Source organism: Aureisphaera sp. (assembly GCF_059726885.1).
Genome location: NZ_AP041051.1, coordinates 335,404 through 353,471, shown reverse-complemented (window position 1 = coordinate 353,471; position 18,068 = coordinate 335,404). Strand labels below are relative to the sequence as shown.

19 protein-coding genes are annotated in these 18,068 nt (G+C 41.5%); 8 read left to right on the top strand and 11 right to left on the bottom strand.

Annotation, left to right across the window (positions count from 1 at the left end):
• Window positions 1-6: 6 nt before the first annotated feature.
• From AC6JAD_RS01750 to AC6JAD_RS01730, 5 genes are all read left to right on the top strand, one after another.
• Window positions 7-543 (top strand): GNAT family N-acetyltransferase, encoded by a 537-nt coding sequence (locus tag AC6JAD_RS01750; protein ID WP_461304316.1) that lies wholly within the window; start codon window positions 7-9, stop codon window positions 541-543.
• A gap of 261 nt (window positions 544-804) precedes the next feature.
• Complete coding sequence (locus AC6JAD_RS01745; RefSeq protein ID WP_461304315.1) at window positions 805-1,929, top strand: DUF6794 domain-containing protein; 1,125 nt, start codon at window positions 805-807, stop codon at window positions 1,927-1,929.
• Between the two features lie 152 nt (window positions 1,930-2,081).
• Window positions 2,082-2,732 carry an SGNH/GDSL hydrolase family protein gene (locus tag AC6JAD_RS01740; RefSeq protein ID WP_461304314.1) on the top strand — a complete coding sequence of 217 codons (651 nt, stop codon included), beginning with the start codon at window positions 2,082-2,084 and terminating at the stop codon, window positions 2,730-2,732.
• Between the two features lie 27 nt (window positions 2,733-2,759).
• Window positions 2,760-3,851 carry a DUF695 domain-containing protein gene (locus AC6JAD_RS01735; protein ID WP_461304313.1) on the top strand — a complete coding sequence of 364 codons (1,092 nt, stop codon included), beginning with the start codon at window positions 2,760-2,762 and terminating at the stop codon, window positions 3,849-3,851.
• A gap of 211 nt (window positions 3,852-4,062) precedes the next feature.
• On the top strand, window positions 4,063-5,427 hold the full coding sequence (locus AC6JAD_RS01730) for a T9SS type A sorting domain-containing protein (RefSeq protein ID WP_461304312.1): 1,365 nt from the start codon (window positions 4,063-4,065) through the stop codon (window positions 5,425-5,427).
• A gap of 191 nt (window positions 5,428-5,618) precedes the next feature.
• Here AC6JAD_RS01730 and AC6JAD_RS01725 read toward each other — a convergent pair whose 3' ends face one another.
• The 10 genes from AC6JAD_RS01725 to AC6JAD_RS01680 all read right to left on the bottom strand — a co-directional run bounded on the left by AC6JAD_RS01725 (window position 5,619) and on the right by AC6JAD_RS01680 (window position 15,818).
• Complete coding sequence (locus AC6JAD_RS01725) at window positions 5,619-6,260, bottom strand: O-methyltransferase (RefSeq protein ID WP_461304311.1); 642 nt, start codon at window positions 6,258-6,260, stop codon at window positions 5,619-5,621.
• Window positions 6,261-6,347: 87 nt separating this feature from the next.
• Window positions 6,348-7,343: a hypothetical protein gene (locus AC6JAD_RS01720; RefSeq protein WP_497865904.1), complete on the bottom strand. Its 996-nt coding sequence runs from the start codon at window positions 7,341-7,343 to the stop codon at window positions 6,348-6,350.
• A 51-nt stretch (window positions 7,344-7,394) separates the two neighbouring features.
• The gene (locus tag AC6JAD_RS01715; protein ID WP_461304309.1) at window positions 7,395-8,483 is read right to left on the bottom strand and encodes an amidohydrolase family protein; all 1,089 of its coding nucleotides are present in this window, start codon (window positions 8,481-8,483) and stop codon (window positions 7,395-7,397) included.
• 137 nt (window positions 8,484-8,620) lie between these two features.
• Window positions 8,621-9,406 carry an SDR family oxidoreductase gene (locus tag AC6JAD_RS01710; RefSeq protein WP_461304308.1) on the bottom strand — a complete coding sequence of 262 codons (786 nt, stop codon included), beginning with the start codon at window positions 9,404-9,406 and terminating at the stop codon, window positions 8,621-8,623.
• Between the two features lie 10 nt (window positions 9,407-9,416).
• Window positions 9,417-10,865, bottom strand: a complete 1,449-nt coding sequence (locus AC6JAD_RS01705) for an aldehyde dehydrogenase (RefSeq protein WP_461304307.1) — start codon at window positions 10,863-10,865, stop codon at window positions 9,417-9,419.
• A 6-nt stretch (window positions 10,866-10,871) separates the two neighbouring features.
• On the bottom strand, window positions 10,872-11,996 hold the full coding sequence (locus tag AC6JAD_RS01700) for a tetratricopeptide repeat protein (RefSeq protein WP_461304306.1): 1,125 nt from the start codon (window positions 11,994-11,996) through the stop codon (window positions 10,872-10,874).
• 1 nt (window position 11,997) lies between these two features.
• Window positions 11,998-12,420, bottom strand: a complete 423-nt coding sequence (locus AC6JAD_RS01695; protein WP_461304305.1) for a RidA family protein — start codon at window positions 12,418-12,420, stop codon at window positions 11,998-12,000.
• Between the two features lie 2 nt (window positions 12,421-12,422).
• Window positions 12,423-13,823 (bottom strand): FAD-dependent oxidoreductase, encoded by a 1,401-nt coding sequence (locus AC6JAD_RS01690; protein ID WP_461304304.1) that lies wholly within the window; start codon window positions 13,821-13,823, stop codon window positions 12,423-12,425.
• Window positions 13,820-15,118, bottom strand: coding sequence for a kynureninase (gene kynU / locus AC6JAD_RS01685; protein WP_461304303.1), 1,299 nt, complete (start codon window positions 15,116-15,118; stop codon window positions 13,820-13,822). Before kynU ends, AC6JAD_RS01690 begins: the two co-directional genes overlap by 4 nt.
• Window position 15,119: 1 nt before the next feature.
• Window positions 15,120-15,818 carry a hypothetical protein gene (locus tag AC6JAD_RS01680; RefSeq protein ID WP_461304302.1) on the bottom strand — a complete coding sequence of 233 codons (699 nt, stop codon included), beginning with the start codon at window positions 15,816-15,818 and terminating at the stop codon, window positions 15,120-15,122.
• Between the two features lie 67 nt (window positions 15,819-15,885).
• Between AC6JAD_RS01680 and AC6JAD_RS01675 the strand changes: the two genes are divergently transcribed.
• The 3 genes from AC6JAD_RS01675 to AC6JAD_RS01665 are packed head-to-tail and all read left to right on the top strand — an operon-like array spanning window position 15,886 to window position 17,392.
• On the top strand, window positions 15,886-16,299 hold the full coding sequence (locus tag AC6JAD_RS01675) for a (4Fe-4S)-binding protein (RefSeq protein ID WP_461304301.1): 414 nt from the start codon (window positions 15,886-15,888) through the stop codon (window positions 16,297-16,299).
• 2 nt (window positions 16,300-16,301) lie between these two features.
• On the top strand, window positions 16,302-16,592 hold the full coding sequence (locus AC6JAD_RS01670) for a GNAT family N-acetyltransferase (protein WP_461304300.1): 291 nt from the start codon (window positions 16,302-16,304) through the stop codon (window positions 16,590-16,592).
• A gap of 2 nt (window positions 16,593-16,594) precedes the next feature.
• The gene (locus AC6JAD_RS01665) at window positions 16,595-17,392 is read left to right on the top strand and encodes a class I SAM-dependent methyltransferase (protein WP_461304299.1); all 798 of its coding nucleotides are present in this window, start codon (window positions 16,595-16,597) and stop codon (window positions 17,390-17,392) included.
• Between the two features lie 4 nt (window positions 17,393-17,396).
• On the opposite strand, the gene AC6JAD_RS01660 is transcribed toward AC6JAD_RS01665, so the two are convergent.
• Entirely contained in the window at window positions 17,397-18,017 is a 621-nt protein-coding gene (locus AC6JAD_RS01660) for a putative signal transducing protein (protein WP_461304298.1), read from the bottom strand.
• Between the last annotated feature and the right edge of the window lie 51 nt (window positions 18,018-18,068).

The following is an 18,068-nucleotide window of genomic DNA, read 5'->3' as shown; positions in this document are numbered from 1 at the left end:
AATTTTATGAAAACCAGTATTGAGACTGAACGCCTGGTATTGAGGGAAATTACTTTCGCTGATAAGGAAGATCTGTTTCAATTGCACACCGATCCCGAAGTACAGAAGTACACAGGAGAACCCGTGGTAGAAACCATGGAAGAAATAGAAGAAGCCATAAGGGTAAGGCATTTCGATTATGCCACTTACGGTTATGGAAGGATGGCCACTATCTTAAAGGAAACCAATGAATTCATTGGTTGGGCGGGACTTACCTATTTACCAGAGTTCGACAAGGTGGACCTTGGCTATCGCTTTAAAAAGGAATACTGGGGCAAAGGATATGCTACCGAAGCCTCAGAAGCCATTTTACACCATGGATTTCGTGTACTCAATCTGGATCTCATTATAGCCATAGCCATGCCCGATAATAAAGCCTCTTTCAAGATTATGGAAAAAGTTGGTATGCACTTTGACAAACAAGCTCCATACGATGAAACTATTCAAGACGCCATATGGTACCGATTGGATAGGACAGATTATGTGGAAAAGGCAGCAACCTAAAATAGCGGTAGTCTCATTATTTATGTGTTAGCAAAGCACTTCCTTTCTGCAAGGTATATCATATCCATATGGTTAAGCGACCAGAACTTATTTTCGTAGTTTAATTACGGATAGGGATCATGTTACTAATTTTATGGTTTTGTGATTTTTCAAAAAAAAGAATAAATATTCCATTTAACGAAATAAAAAGGGCAGTTCGCTCATTTAGGTTTTTCCAGGATACCTAGCCAAGCTAATTTAGGGGAAACCAAAATTTAAAAAATGAAACTTCTGACCACCATCGTATTTTTATTATTTACGCTACCCAATTTGGGACAACAGGTTAAGACTCCAAAAAATTTAAAAAGGGCTGTTGTCTATCTCAATAAGCATACTTCAGATAGCATCAAAAATGCAATCAAATACAGTGCGAATGATACTATAAAAAAGTGTAGTTATCCATGGGGTGGACAATTCAAAACCATTTATCATTGGACAAGCAGCGATAATTTCGGATCAAAGATAAATTCCTATCTTAAAGAAAAAGGCATTACTAATCATAAAACCGAAGTAATACTCATTGCTTTTAAAGAATATCTGACAAATGGCACCTACAATGAGGAAAAGATATTTGCACCATTTCAGAGAATTGAACGTAAGTGGAAGGAAGAAGACAAGGTTAGATTTGTAACCGATAGTTTAAGGGGCTATTATATACCTAAAAACTTGCAGGATGCTATAAGTGTCCTAGATCGTATGTATTCAGATAGTTTGAAATTGGAGATTACCAAGCTTACTGAAAAAGATTATGTATATGGAAACTATAGGTTTGGTATGGGACTATTCATGCGAAACAATTGGCAACTTTGGGGAGGTTCACGATTATCCCATTTTTTTCGAGAAAATAAAATTGGACATCCCGAATCTATGTCTGTTGTGATTTTAGAGAGCTTCTACCGTTATTTAAAAGGTGAAGACATGCGCTTTCAGGAACAGATAAGCGATTATGTAGCTTGGGAAAAAAACAGGGAATTGGAAAATCGTATACGGGAAAAAGAAGCTGAAGAGGAGAAGTTGGAAAACTTTAACGAATACAATGTTGGTTCAATCGTAGATTATGTTTTCAATTATGACTTTGCCAGTAAGAAGCAAGAAGACCATTATTATAATGATACTTGCCTTGTGAAAGGGAGGATAGTGGAAAAGGATGCAGAAAACTTAAAAATTAAAGTGGAGTTGTTGGAAGGCTGCGACAGGAAGGGCATTGTAATTTATAATAATGACAACATAAGTTATTATGATATAGAGGACAAGACATGGTCAAGACCGAAAAAGCGAGTCGTAACCTACCTCAGAAAAGGTAAATCGGCTTGGTTCGAGGTAGATGACTGGGAGACGGAATATTGAGTTTGCCCAGAATGATAATTATTTTACCATGAACTACATTTTGTAAATAATTTAACCAGCATTATTTGTGTCATATTCATTTATTGGCAATATAGTAGGAGTTGGGAAGCCCGAGGAATTTGTGTATTTTCATCTACTATTAAAAACATACCATGAGAACCTTCGTACTCCTATTGCTTATAACCTTAGCGCTATTTCCTGAACAACTGTGGGGCCAAGATCCCCATCGGTTTGATGATGCCATAGCAACATTCAAAAAAATAGCGATCCCTGAAGGAAGGGAAGTGGTTGTATTTACCGGTAGTTCCAGCATTCGTTTTTGGGAGACCCTACAAGAAGACTGCCCGGAAAAGTTTACAATCAATACGGGGTTTGGTGGATCACAAATGACCGATCTATTATATTTTTTAGAAGAAACTGTCCTACGCTTTCGACCCACCACAGTATACATCTATGAAGGCGATAACGATATTGCCGAAGGAAAATCCCCTGAAGCCATTTTGCAGACTACCAAAGAAGTAACCTCTAGGCTACTTTCGGCCCTGCCAGACACTAAAATCTATTTTATTAGCGCCAAGCCCAGTCCATCCCGTTGGAACCATAAAGATGGTTATATGGCGTTTAATGACCTATTAAGGGACTATTGCAACCAACGTGACCAGTTATCATTTATAGATGTATGGTCGCCCATGCTTACACCCCAAGGACGTCCCATTCCCGGTATCTTTATTGAAGACAGCCTCCACATGAATGGAAAAGGCTATGAGCTGTGGCGGGATGTGATCTGTGGGGACGGGGAATAAGGTCTTAAGCATCTGAACTAAGATAGCATGAGTTTTCTAAAATCACTATTTAAAACAAAGGAAGAACCGATAAAATCATACGATGATTTTTGGAATTGGTTTGAACAGAATGAGAAAAAGTTCTTTAAAGTGTTGAAAAACCAAGGGAACATCAAAAGATATTTTTTTAATAAACTAGAATTGAAGTTGAATGAGCTAAAAGAGGGATTTTGGTTTTTAGCAGGAATGTTTGATGATAATACGGCAGAACTTATTTTAACAGCTGATGGAGTTATAAAGAATATTGTGTTTGTGGAAGAATTGGTCGAGTCTGCGCCAAAAATGAGTAATTGGAAAATTACAGCACTCAAACAACCTTCTGGTTCAAATTATTTTGGAATCGAAATGGATGGGTATAAGTTCGACGAAAGTAAGTTGAATTTCTATTCCACTGTTCATGAGTCCATGCCAGATGAAATTGACATTACTATAACTCACAGGGATTTCAATGAAAATAATAGAACGGTTATTACAAACGGGGTATATCTTGCTTTAGACAACTCTCTTGGCGAGTTGAACTCTATTACTAAAATAGATAGTATTACCATCATTAATCCAAAAGAAGCATCCAAGGAATTAATTCCAATAAAAAAGCTCAGGGATTATCTATCATGGAGAGAGAAAGAGTTCGTTGAAAAGTATATGGGATTTAGGCACAATACGGAAAACGACAGTTACTCAGGACTGGAAGGCACCTTAAAAAGTGGACTTCCGCTACTAGCCGTTTTAAATATGGACTTATTGGATTGGGATAGTAAAGCTTCTCATCCTTGGATTGCAGTACTGAGAATAAAGTACAACGGAAAGAATAATGGAATGCCAGATGATACTACATTTAGGTTAATGAACGAAATCCAGGAAAGAATTATGGAAGCGCTAAAAGATTCCGAAGGTTATTTAAACATAGGAAGGCAAACGGCAGATTCGATTCGCGAGATTTACTTTGCCTGTGTTGAATTCAGGAAACCTACCAAAGTTTTATACCGGCTACAAAAAGAATACCAAGTGAGAATTGAAATAGACTTTGATATTTATAAAGATAAGTATTGGAAATCATTCAATCGTTTTCTAAAAAAATGAAACAAGAACTAATGAGTTTTAATATCTAAGAATGGATTATTTGTCTAATCCGAGATGATCATTATAGGATAATACCTGTCATACATAGATTCAATTAATTATGTATCAATAAATGAAAAGTCGTAATTTAGGATTGGGTTTTTTTGTACGATGTTAGGAGCAACACTAATTTTTAATTGAAAAGCAGATGAAGCAATATTTATTTTTGTGCATGCTATTAGTTCTATTTTCACGAGGTTATTCTCAATTTGGTCCGCAACAAATTATATCCGAAGATGCATTCGGCTATCCAAAAATTACTACTGCAGATGTTGATAGTGATGGGGATCTAGATATTCTTCTAGCAGGCCAATACGATATTTCATGGTATGAGAATACAAATGGGATGGGTCTATTTGGAGGTAAACAGGTTGTCGCGGAGAACTCGGATGAATTGGCACTGGCTGTATCTGCAGCTGATCTGGATGGAGATGGGGATCTAGATGTGCTTTCTTCTTTTTCATATGATTGGACCGGAATAAGCAAGATTGCATGGAATGAAAACCTTGATGGGCTTGGACATTTTGGCCCGCAACAAGTTATTGATGATGGTACTAATGTGTTTTCGGTCTTTACTATCATGGGAGCCGATCTAGATAATGATGGAGACACTGACGTACTGATTGTGGATCGAAATTCGGATACAATTGCTTGGTACAAAAATTTAGGTGGATTGGGTGATTTTGGGAACAGAATAACAATATCCACCGCTTTGGACTGGCCAATTGATGCAGTTATCGCGGATATTGACAATGATGGTAATTATGATATTTTATCGCATGGTCTCGAGGGGGATCATATAGGTTGGTTCGAGAATTTTGATGGACTGGGATCATTTGGCGCAGTGAAAATTATAACTACAGAAGTTGACGGTCCCTTACATATTTATGCGGCTGATATTGACATGGATGGTGATTTGGATGTTGTTTCAGGATCCATTCATGATAATAAAATAGCTTGGTATGAAAATACAGATGGAGAAGGCACATTTGGGTCTCAGATGGTAATCATGGAAGAAACTTTCTCACCGAGAACATTGTATGTTGAGGACATTGATAATGATGGAGACATGGATATTATTACTTCTTTATACGAGAACGGAATGGGAGAAATTTTTTGGTTATCCAACTTAGATGGCCAAGGCAACTTTTCTGATCCTCAATTGATCTCCAATGAGGTTTTATATACCACCTCGGTTATTGCCAAGGATATCGATCTGGATCAAGATTATGATGTGGTTTCGGCTTCACATTTTGACCAAAAAATTGCATGGTACGAAAATCAGACCATTTTAAATACTTCAGATTTTAATTATCCGAAAAGCGATTTATTTCCAAATCCATTTGATACTGTAGTTAATGTAACATCAGAGTGGGGAATCGAAACTGTGCGTGTATTTAATCAATTAGGTGAGTTACTAATATCAAGAGACTATGTTAAGGAAATTGACACACGTATTTTACAGCAGGGTATGTATTTTTTTGAATTGGTATACTCTAGTGGGGAAACACAATACTTCAAAATGATTAAAAAATAAACAAATTAATACATTGTGGATGGATGGGGCGTGTAGAGTCAATGATTATTAGATAATATTAAATGAAGTAATAATAGGGGCTAGCGCTTTCCTAGCTGCCGATGCTTCAATGGGAGTAGTTCATGGTAAAATTAAATTCAATCATATCGCTTCCCCGCACTTACTTTTCAGAGAACATTGTAGAAATTATCCTACCGAACCCTACTCACCGTCAAGCCATCGCGTATAGGCAATAGCACAGTTTCCAATTTGGGATGTTCATTGAGCGCTTTGTTGTATTCCAGAAGCACTTGGGTATCAATATCGTCTTCGGCAACCCGTTCCACAACCTTGCCGCTCCATAATACATTATCACTTAAAATTACTGCGCCAGAAGGCAGTTTGGGCAGCAGCAGTTCCAGATAGTTAAGGTAGTTCCTTTTGTCGGCATCGATAAACACCAGATCAAAAGTAGTATCCAAGGAAGGAATGACCTCTAATGCATTGCCCAAATGTTGTACGATCTGTTCCCCATGACCGGACGCATCAAAATACTTGCGTTGCAGGTCGACGAGTTCTTCGTTGCTATCTATGGTATGTAAGCTCCCGTCCTTGGCCATACCCTCGGCCAAACATAGGGCGGAATACCCAGTGTAGGTTCCTATTTCCAGGATATGCTTAGGGTGCACCAATTTGGAAATCATGCTTAATACCCTTCCCTGAAAATGCCCGCTCAGCATTCTGGGAGCCAATACTTTTTGCCAGGTTTCACGGGTTAGCTGCTGCAATAGCTCTGGCTCCGGTTGGGAATGGGCTACCGCATAATGATCTATTTTTTCGGGTAAAAAATCCATACTAAAAAGATAAGCTCCGCAATGTTACTAAAAATTGCGGAGCATTTATTATTGTAAAATGGGGAATGTTTATTGAATGGAGAATTTTTAATTTTCGGATCCTTCCGATCCCTTTCCCTCTGCACCTTCTGCACTTTCTGCACCACCGGCAGCAGCCTCAGAACCACCTTCGGATCCTGTGATGGCGTCTGCCACGGCTTCTGCTCCAGATTCGGCTCCAGCAGCTACATCGGCAGCGGCTTCAGAACCACCTTCAGATCCTGTGATGGCGTCTGCCACAGCTTCTGCTCCGGCTTCAGCTCCATTGGCCACATCGGCAGCGGCTTCAGAACCACCTTCAGATCCTGTGATGGCGTCTGCCACAGCTTCTGCTCCGGCTTCAGCTCCATTGGCCACATCGGCAGCGGCTTCAGAACCACCTTCAGATCCTGTGATGGCGTCTGCCACAGCTTCTGCACCAGATTCAGCTCCAGCAGCTACATCGGCAACGGCTTCAGAACCACCTTCGGATCCAGTAACTGCGTCTGCCACGGCTTCTGCTCCAGATTCGGCTCCAGCAGCTACATCGGCAACAGCTTCAGAACCACCTTCAGATCCTGTGATGGCGTCTGCCACGGCTTCTGCTCCGGCTTCAGCTCCAGCAGCTACATCGGCAACGGCTTCAGAACCACCTTCGGATCCTGTGACTGCCTTGGCTACAGCCTCTGCTCCGGATTCAGTTCCAGCAGCTACATCGGCAACAGCTTCAGAACCACCTTCAGATCCTGTGATGGCGTCTGCCACAGCCTCTGCCCCAGATTCGGCTCCAGCGGCTACTGCTTCAGAACCACCTTCAGATCCAGTGCCTACAGCTGCACCAGCTGCTGCCGCTCCTACAGCTTCAGCGCCAGTGGGTTCTTCTGCATCAGATTTTCCAGTAAAAAACATAATCGCACCAATAAGCACCAGTCCAATCTTAATGGCCCAGGCTACGCCTTCGCCCCAAGAATAAATCCACATTAAAATGGTAGGAACCCGATCAATAAAATTGAGCACGATTGCAAATAGGCCAAAGAAGGCCATGTACATCCCTATTTTTCTCATAAAAATTAAATTTGGTTAATTCCTTTAAAGATAGGGAATTAAAAATAGGGGCTATTCCCCTAGAATGCGCTTTTTCATATTTTCTTTTGCGGTTTCATCATTTCCGTGCAACCACTGCAGTACATTGTCCTCCCACATGGCATCGCAATCTTCCTGGGTTACAATGTTCCGTTCTTTTGCAAGGTCCAATATCTTCCCAGGGTAAGACGATTGGGGTGCGCTTTCCATTTCGCCCAAGGGATATGGATCGTCCAAGCCCATTAAAACCTGTTGTGTGCCTTGATTTTCTATAAGAAGTTTTAAGGATCCCGTATCGTGGACCAAGGTGTCGAAAAAGATGTTGGGGTGTCCTACCGCCTTTCTGGGGTGGGATTTCCCTTCAAATAGGTCGGGTCTACCATCGAACCCTTGTATGCGTCTTCCCAGATTTATCTGGGCCAATTGCCCACCATGAGCAAAACAAGTGCGCATATTGGGATATTTATCGGCATAACCATTTAGGGTTAGGAAGTGATACGCATCGGCGCATTGAGCCAGCATCCAGATAAGGTGAAAACGCCAAGCTGTATTTTCCAATTTTATGAATTTTTCGCCATCATATGGGTGAATCTCTACCGCAAGGTTGTACTTACTGGCCAATTCAAAAATAGGCTCGTTTTCTTCATCAAAAATACAACGCCAGGTTCCAATAGTATCCATATAATGAGTCGGCAAACATAATAGGCTCATGCCTAATTCTTCTACACAGCGTTCTATTTCCCAGAGGGCACCACGTACAAAACCAGGATGCACCACAAACCCACAGGTAAATTTGGAAGGGTGATCGCGCTGTATGCCGGCATTAAAATCGTTCTGAAATCGCAACGCCTGCTTCATTTCTTCCAAGCGAAGACCATTACCGTACAACTGTGATAAATTGAGCACCACGGCATGATCTATATCGTACTTACTCATCCATTCCAGCTTTTCATCTAGGAAGAAACTGGAATCGGTCACTGGGCGGCTCCAATCTTTCTGAAGCATAAATTTTCGATCTTTATCTACCCAGAAGATACCTTTATCCTGCATAAACTGTGGGATTTCCTCAGGATAGGGAAGGAGATGAGAGTGCCCATTAATTCGTAGTTTTCGTCGCGCCATGAAATGGTTTTTAGAAAGTTAGGTGTTTGGGCGTGCCCCTATTTTGCTACGCTCTAGGGTCGGGCTTTCGCTGTTACACACCTCTGCCAAGCATAGGTGGGGTAACTGGCTCAATCCCTCACGCGAATTCTATAAAGTTACAAACTTTTGGTGCGTCCACCATCTACAGGGAGATTAATTCCGTTAATATAGCCCGCAGCAGGGCTGGACAAGAATGCCACAGCATTGGCAACCTCATGGGGTTGGGCAAATCGTCTTACAGGGACCAGTTTTTTCATAAAGTCTATAGCTTCATCTTCGGTCCGGTTGGTTTTACGCGCGGCATTGGCAACAATATCGTCCAAACGGTCCGTAGCTGTAAACCCAGGAAGGACATTGTTTACTGTAATGCCTTTAGGGCCCAGCTCTACAGAAAGTGTTTTGCTCCAATTGGCGACGGCTCCTCGAATGGTATTGCTCACCCCTAAGCCCTCAATAGGCTGTTTTACTGAGGTCGAAATAATATTAATAATCCTACCATAACCATTCAGCTCCATTCCCGGTACCACACTCTGAACCAGAATCTGGTTGCAAACCAAGTGCATTTTAAAGGCATTTTCAAATTCGGCCACTTCTGCCGCATAGGCGGTTCCTCCTTTGGGACCACCCGTATTATTTATAAGGATATGGTAATTCTTCTGTAGGGTAGCATTTAATAGTTTCTCTTTCAATTCGGACGGTTTAGTAAAATCGGCCACCAAGTAACCATGTTTCTGTCCGTGTTCCGTAGAAAGTTCGGTAAGCACGTCTTTTAGCTTGTCTTCATTGCGTGCTACCAGTGTTATGGCAGCTCCCATGCTGGCAAGTTCTAAAGCGGAGGCTTTGCCAATTCCAGCGCTACTTCCACAAACCAATGCGTTCTTTTGGGTGAGATCTAAATTCATCTATAGGGTATTACGATTCATTGTAAGTGATACATATATTTTTGGGTTCGGTAAAGAACTTAAGGGCCTCAAATCCACCCTCACGTCCAACTCCACTGTCTTTTACACCTCCAAAAGGTGTTCTTAGGTCACGGTTTAACCAAGTGTTGACCCAAACTATTCCGGCCTCCAATTTTTTGGAAACGCGCATGGTTCTATCCAAATCCCTGCTCCAAAGGGTCGCCGAAAGACCATATTTTACATCATTGGCCAATGCAATAGCTTCTTCCTCGGTAGAGAATGTGGTAATGGTTACCACTGGACCAAATACTTCTTCTTGCTGTATGGTGCAGTCATTGGTATCTACCTCGATCACGGTGGGTTGTACATAGTATCCATTTTCATGGCCGGGCACTGTGACCTGTTTTCCACCAAACAATATTCTACCCCCTTCTTTTTCTGCAATGTCCATATAGGATAGCACTTTTTCCATATGGGGTTTAGAGACAAGGGCCCCGAGGTTGGTGTCATTTTCCATGGGATTCCCCACCTTTAGTCTGGACACCTTGTCCACAAAGTCTTTTTTAAATTGGTCAGCGATAGATTCCTCCACATAAATCCTACTTCCACAAAGGCATATTTGACCTTGGTTCGCAAAAGAGGATTTAACGGTTACTGCCAACATTTTATCGTAGTTGCAATCGGCAAAGATGAGGTTCGGGTTTTTTCCACCCAACTCCAATGATAATTTTTTGAACATAGGAGCTGCGGTTCTGGCCAAATGTTCTCCCGTTTTTGTTCCCCCGGTAAAGGAGATGGCTTTGATATTTGGGTGTTCCACAATGGCTTGTCCGGCGTTGGGTCCGTTTCCCTGTACAATATTGAGTACACCTTTGGGTAGTCCTGCCTCGGTAAGGATGTCCCCTAAAAGACAGGCGGTCATTGGAGTCACTTCACTGGGTTTGGCCACCACACAATTACCCGCAGCAATAGCTGGGGCCACTTTCCAAGTAAAAAGGTATAACGGTAGATTCCATGGTGAAATACAGCCCACGACCCCGATGGGTTGCCGAAGGGTAAAATTCATGGTTTGTCTTCCAACACTTTCATGTGCTTCGCTTGCAAATTGGGTAATGGCATGGCCAAAGAATCGAAAATTTGCACTGGCCCTGGGAATATCAACCGCTCTTGCCAAGGAAAGGGGTTTCCCGTTGTCCCTGGATTCTGCTTCTGCAAGTCTATCCAAATTGGTTTCAATAAGGTCTGCTATTTTAAGAAGGATGCGACTGCGTTCTTCAATTGGGGTTTGCGACCAAGCGGGGAAGGCACTTTGTGCTGCTTCAAAAGCAACTTGCACATCTTTGGAGGTACTATCGGCAATCTGTGAATAGACTTCTCCAGTGCTAGGATTGTAATTATCTATCCAGGAATTATGTAATGGATCGCTATAGGTGCCGTTTATGTAGTTACGTATTTTCAAGATTGCCTATTTTTTGGATAATAATTCTCCTGCTTTGTTGTCAAGTACGTATATGACTGCTTTTTTCATGTCTTCATAATCAAAATCCTCCTGAAACCAAATGCCCCAGTTATAATGCGTTCCATTATAGTCGGTTCCCAAAACGTATTTTGCTTCATTCAAATTTATTGCTACTGGAGAGTTTTCGGATTGAATCTTTAACTCAATTTCGTTGGTCTCACTCACTAAGAAGAAAAGGTGCTTGTAATATAGTTTGCCATCACCTTGCTCATATCGTTCGAATACCTGAACCAACTGACCGTTCCAATTAAACTGATCGAAACAGAACATATCCTCCAGATAGCCTTCCAAAAGTCCTGCCTCCTGGGCCTCGTACATTTTTTGCTTCAATGGTATGGCTTTGTCGTATTCTTTTTTACCATAGTATACTTGTATGAGTTTGGAAACAGAAGGGTAGTCTTCTGGAATCAATCCCAATAATTCCAAATAAGCCGCTTCTGCCTTGTCGTACTCCTGTTTAAGGAATTCATATAATCCAATATTGTAAAGGGCAATGATATAGGATTGGGATTGTTTTGAAATGTTATTTTTTGACTGATAGAACGCTTTAAGGGCTTCTTCTGGTTTGTTTAGGGCAGCATACACTTGCGGAATCATGGTAAAAGCCCTTTCTGCAGGTTCTTTTTGCTCTATGGCTTTATTGTAGGCCGTTAGGGCTTGATCAAATTCTTTCAAGCTAAAATAGGTGTCCCCCAATCCGCTGTAATGCTCAGAGTTGGTAGGGTCTAATTCTATGGCCTTGTTTATTGAAGTAATCGACTCTTGAAATTGTCCCGAAAAGCTCAGGGTAATTCCCTTCATGAAATGTGCACTTGCATTATTGCCGTCTTTCTCAATGGCAAGGTTCATGAATTTTATGCAATTGGGATCATCTTCTTTCGCATAATAAGTCATTCCAACAATGTATAGTGCTTTTGAAGATAATCCTTCGGTATTTTCACCATAGCGTGTTATTATTTCATCCAATTCACCTGCTTCGTATGCTTGCTGTATTTCGAGTTCAATTCCCTCTTGCGCTATAATGCTTAGGCCAAAAAGGAAAAACAAGGCAAGTGTAAAATACTTTGTCATATTATAGTGGTTTGTAGGCCATGGCCTTAATTTCTACCACAAGATTAGGATGGGGTAGTTGATGCACCGCTACTGTGGTTCTAGCTGGTCCAGTTTCTTTATTGAAATACTCGGCATATACTTCATTGTATCCAGCAAAATCGTTCATGTTCACCAAGAAACTGGTCACATCTACCACATCTTCCATGGAAGCACCTTCGGTAGCTAGATAGTCCTTTATATTTTCTAACACGGCCCGTGTTTGTTCCCTAACATCCAATCTCATGGATCCCATCTCATCTACTTGATGTACCCCTGCGAAGGTATTATCGGGCAAGCGCGAACTGGTACCGCTTATAAAGATGAAGTCACCCACACGTTTTACATGGGGATAGGCGCCACGTGGTGTTGCTTTTCCTTCTACTAATCTACTCTTATTGCTCATGGTTATGATAGGTTATATGCTACTTCATCGTCGTGAAGTATGTCTTGTGTTTCTTTTTGCACCAGTTCCAACTTTTCCTTTAGTGAAAGGTGATCAGGCAGTTTGCCATCATCAAGTAAGTTGAGAATAGCCTTATCCTGGGCCCTTCCTCGGGTCATGGCTTCGTGGTACGTAATGTTTTCATTAAAGGTTACCAACGAATATTTACTGTTGTATTCATTGGGGAACTCATTTTCGAAAGCTACTTCCAATTTCCTTTTTTCCTGGAACAATGCACTGGCAGTATGTTCTTTCATCTCATGGAAATTATCGACAGCCAAGTCTGCGATGGCATCTGTATCTTTCTTTCGGGCTTTTTCATACGCTTGAAAAACAGCCAACCAGTTTCCTTCGTGGCGATCCACTGCTTCATCAAAAACAATGACATCCTCGAAAGAGGCATTCATTCCCTGCCCGTAGAAAGGTACAATTGCATGTGCTGCATCACCCAGCAAAAGGGTCTTTCCGTAACTATTCCAAGGGGAACATTTTATGGTTCCCAGTGGGCCGGTTGGATTCTCGAAAAATTCTTCAACAAGATTAGGCATAAGGGCCACGGCATCAGGATACTCTTTGTTGAAATATTCAACTACCTTTTCTGGGGTGGTCAGATTATCGAATCCGTAATCGCTATCCGAATAGGGAAGGAAAAGGGTCACAGTAAAGCTTCCATCCAAATTAGGCAGTGCAATCAACATATCCTCGCCTCTGGGCCAAATATGCAATGCGTTTTTATACGTTCGGTATCCACCACCTTCGGCGGCAGGAATGGTAATTTCCTTGTAGCCATGTGTAAGCCAATCTTGCGAAAAACTGAAAAGAAATTTTTTATGATCGAACATACTCTTTCGTACCATGGACCCAGCACCATCGGTACCAAGGATAATATCTCCAGTATAGGTTACTTCTTCCTTGGTTTCGTAATCGAAGAACGTGGCAGACGGGCTTTCCAAATCAACTTGAATACATCCTTTGTTGAACACAATTTCCACGTTGTCCAATTTTTCTGCCTCATCGAGCAAAAGCATATTCAATCCTGGGCGGGAAATGGAATTGATGTATTCATCTTCGCGTCCACTATACTTGCTCAAGAAAGTGTTGCCTTCTTTATCGTGTATCATCCGGCCGTTCATTGGGATGCAAAGTGCACGGGCCTTGTCTTCAACACCAGCCAGCCGCAATCCCCTTAAGCCACGATCGCTAAGGGCTAGGTTAATGGAGCGTCCAGCATCCTGTTCAATTCTACGGAGATCTGGCCGTTTTTCTACAAGGGTAATGCTATATCCTCTTTGTGCCATGCGCAGCGCCAAAAGGCTACCGCAAAGTCCTGCACCTATAATGAGTATGTTTCCTTTTTCTTTCAATTGAGTATGTTTTTCAATCGTTGTATAAATTCGTAAACGTCTTCGAAACTATTATAAAGTGGAGTAGGTGCAACCCTAATTACATCGGGTTCGCGCCAATCGCTTATCACTCCAGCTTCTGTTAATTGGGTGTGCAATTGCTTGTTAGCGCTTTTCACCTGTATACTTAACTGACAACCGCGTTCCTCCGGATTTCTCGGTGTGATAATGTGTATTCTTGGATCATTCATTTCATCTACCAAAAACTCCAAATAGCCTGTTAGCTTTCTTGATTTCTCCCTCAGATTTTCAAACCCCGCTTCCATAAACACATCTAAGCTTGCCCTAATGGCAGCCATACTTAAAATGGGAGGGTTACTCAATTGCCAACCTTCTGCCCCTGGTAATGGATCGAATTCGTGCCGCATATTAAAACGCGTTTCCTTATTATGTCCCCACCAGCCAACAAATCTTTTTAGGTTAGGATTTTGGGCGTGTCGTTCATGTACAAAGAGGCCACCCAAACTTCCAGGGCCACTGTTTAAATACTTATAACTACACCAAACGGCAAAATCGGCACCAGTTTCGTGCAAGTTTGGAGCAATATTCCCAGCTCCATGGGCTAGATCGAAACCGACCATACAGCCATGTTTATGACCTAACTCGGTAATCTTTTGTAAGGGAAAGTGTTGCCCGCTATAGTAATTGGTGCTGCCAATCATTAATAAAGCTATTTCCTCCCCTTGCTCATTCATTATGGCTTCCAGATCTTCAAATCTGCAAAGTTCCTCTCCTTCCCTCGGCTTCCAAAGAATCAATCCTTCTTTGGGATCGAATCCATGAAAGCGCAACTGACTTTCCACCGCATATTTGTCACTTGGAAAGGCATCGCTTTCTACTATAATTTTGTATTTGGTCTTTGTAGGCTGATAGAACGAGACCATTAATAAATGCAAGTTGGTCGTTAGGGTATTCATAACCACCACTTCATTGGGTTTGGCACCCACAATGCTAGCCATGCTTTCTGTAAGGAATTCGTGGTAGGGCAACCATGGGTGGGAAGCATCGGTATGCCCTTCTACTCCAAAAGCAGCCCAATCTTTTAATTCTTGCTCTATATATGATTGTGTGCGTTTGGGTTGCAGCCCTAGCGAATTTCCACAAAGGTAAACAAGGGGGTTTCCTTTAGGGTCCTTAGGAAACAGAAATTCATTCCTGAAAGAGGACAATGGATCTTGTGCATCACATGTTTTGGCAAATTCGCGGTTGTTTTGGTAGGTCAATGTGTTGTTATTTGTGGTTAGGCTGTCGTGCATCTTATTTTACTTCGATATTGGTAAAGTGCAATTTGAAATTTCCAGTGCTGTCGCGATGCGTTTTCGCAATCTTTAATCCGTTAAAGTCTTCATAGTCTTCGAAGGAATTTATCATGGATGGTTTTGCCTGATTGCCCTCTCTAAAGACCCATTCCCGGATCATGAAGTCTTTTCCGAAGTAAAAATCGTAAGCATCGCCCGGAGTATAGCCCCCTTCAGATCCATAAGTAATGGTAAGCATGTCTAAAGTGTCTTTGGACAATGGCGCTACTTGGTTTTCTTTTTCCGAAAAAGAGGTGCCTTCATCCCAAATGAGCTGAAATTGAGGTAACAACCAATACTTGTCATTTATAAACGCTTGGTCTGCTTTGGTTTGCAAAGAGTCCAATGCTGTTCCTCTTTTGTAGGCAATGGAGTCTTGGCCATTCATATAAATAACTTCATCCGTTTTCGTAAACCAAATAAAGGAACGTTCGAAATGACGTTCGCCCCGGTCTACATTAAACGTGAATGAAACTTCATTGACATTTTTCCAGTGTTCGAATCCGCTCTTATAGGCAATGGTCTCAGCGGTCGATAATTCTTTTTCTTCGGTCTTTGTTTCATCTGCGCTTTCCCCTTTAGTATCACTATTGGTTGATGTGTCCTTACAAGCAAAAAAAGTGGCTACTACTAACAAAGCCCATAGGAATTTGTTCATGATTTTGGTGTTTTCAGTAAAAATACGCAAAGTATTTTTTGGCACATAATTTTTGTATTTTTAAAATATGGATATAAGAAAAGAATACACCAACGGAGATATTACCGTCGTTTGGAAACCGGGGCTATGTTTTCATGCGAAAGAATGTGTTAATGGCCTGCCTGGGGTTTTTAAGCCAGGGGATAAACCATGGATACAAGTAGATGCCGCCACCTCAAAAGATCTCATAACCACCATAAACAAATGCCCTAGCGGTGCGTTGTCCTATTACAAAAATACAGACGGCAGACCCTCGGAAGAAAAGGATAAAGATGGAATGGGGAAAGTCGAGGTGCTAGCCAATGGCCCGCTATTGGTGTATGGCACCATTGAGGTGAAGCATACCGATGGACGAACCGAAACCAAGAAACGAAGTACCGCATTTTGTCGTTGTGGCAAAACTGGAAATAATCCTTTCTGTGATGGTTCACATAATTCATAAGAATGGAGCTAGAGGTATACGAAAACAAGGAAAAAAGAAGGTTTGAAGCTTCGGTTCAGGTAAAGTTAGCATTCATTGAGTACATTCGCGCCAAAGGAGCGGTCTATCTTACGCACACTGAAGTTCCGCGTGAGTTGGAAGGAAAAGGTGTGGGTTCAGAATTAGTGGTTCAGGTGTTGCGTATATTAAAGGAAGAAAATAGTTTATTGGCACCTTTGTGTCCTTTTGTGGCGGCGTACATTAAGCGCCATCCAGAATGGAAGGAATTGTTGGCTCCAAATTACAATGTTTAGTTATGGATTTGAAAAAAGCCTTTGAGGTAAATAAGGAAACTTGGAATCAGAAAGTGGCGATTCATGCTGCCAGCGATTTCTATGCACTTGAGGATTTTAAAAAAGGGGAAACATCGCTAAACTCCTATGAATTAGAATCTTTGTGGGATGTGTCTGGTAAGAGTTTATTACACCTTCAATGTCATTTTGGGCAGGATACTATGAGTTGGGCCCGAATGGGAGCAAAATGTACGGGTGTGGATTTGTCTGACGAAGCCATTGGGTTGGCAAGAAGCCTTTCTAGTGAATTGAATCTGGATGCCAAATTTGTATGTTGCAATGTGCTAGATACTTCTGAACACGTTTCTGAACAATTCGATATTGTATTTACAAGCTATGGAACCATTGGTTGGTTGCCAGACCTGAAACCATGGGCTCGTATGATTGCGGAGCGATTAAAACCTGGAGGTGTTTTTTATATTGTGGAGTTTCATCCTATTGCTTGGATGTTTGACTATACGGTTTCTCCACCTGAAATGAAGTATGGGTATCATCAAAAAGAGGCTATTTATGAGGAATATGAAGGTACGTATGCCGAAGATGGAAAAACCAAAATGGTGAGCAAAGAGTATGGATGGAACCATTCTTTGAGTGAAGTGATTGGGGTCCTACTTGAAGCTGGTCTTACAATTGAAGTAGTAAACGAAATGGATGCTTCACCGTATGATGTATTTCCCGATTTGGTAAAAAACAGCGATGGATGTTATGAGCTAAAAGAGAAATTATATCCTTTGTTGTTTGAGGTGAAAGCTCGAAAATAATGACTTAGTCGAAGATAGGAATGGTTCTCCAGATAAGTGTTAAAGGGAAAATAATCAAGCTGATGATCAAGATGGTTTGCCCGTGTTTTCTATCTTGGTAGCTATACGAAAACACCTTTTCGCCATTGGGCAAGGTTTTCTTCGATTTCCACAGTAGATAGCCAATTACGATTCCTATAAAACCGCCCAAAATAGCAAAAAGGTATCCTGCATAAATCCAGGTCTTCTGGTTTCCTTCAGGTTTGGCAAGATCCTCAAGACGTTGTTTCTTTAACGAATCCAGTAATTCCTTGTCAACGGGCTTTCCCCTTTTTTTGAGTATTTGTTGTGAAAGCACATAATCGAATTCGTTCCATTCGTCGGGTTTCAATAGGATGTCATACAATTCTTGATCTTCGAATGAAAACAAATAGTAGTCTTTGTCTACGGTTTCGATGGCATTTTCGGCTTCTTTTTTTAGGATTTCCTCTGCTTTTTCGAAATCGTCTTTAGGGATGCGAACCTCAATACTGTATTGCAAAGAGCTGCCACCAAAGTTGGAATCGACGGGTGCTGAATTATCACCTATTTGGGTTTCGATGTTGTGTTGTTGTAAGGTGTTGGCAAGTTCTAATGCCAATTCCATATTTTTTAGCTGCTTAAAAATGCTGAATTCTTTTTGTGTCAAATTGTAAGG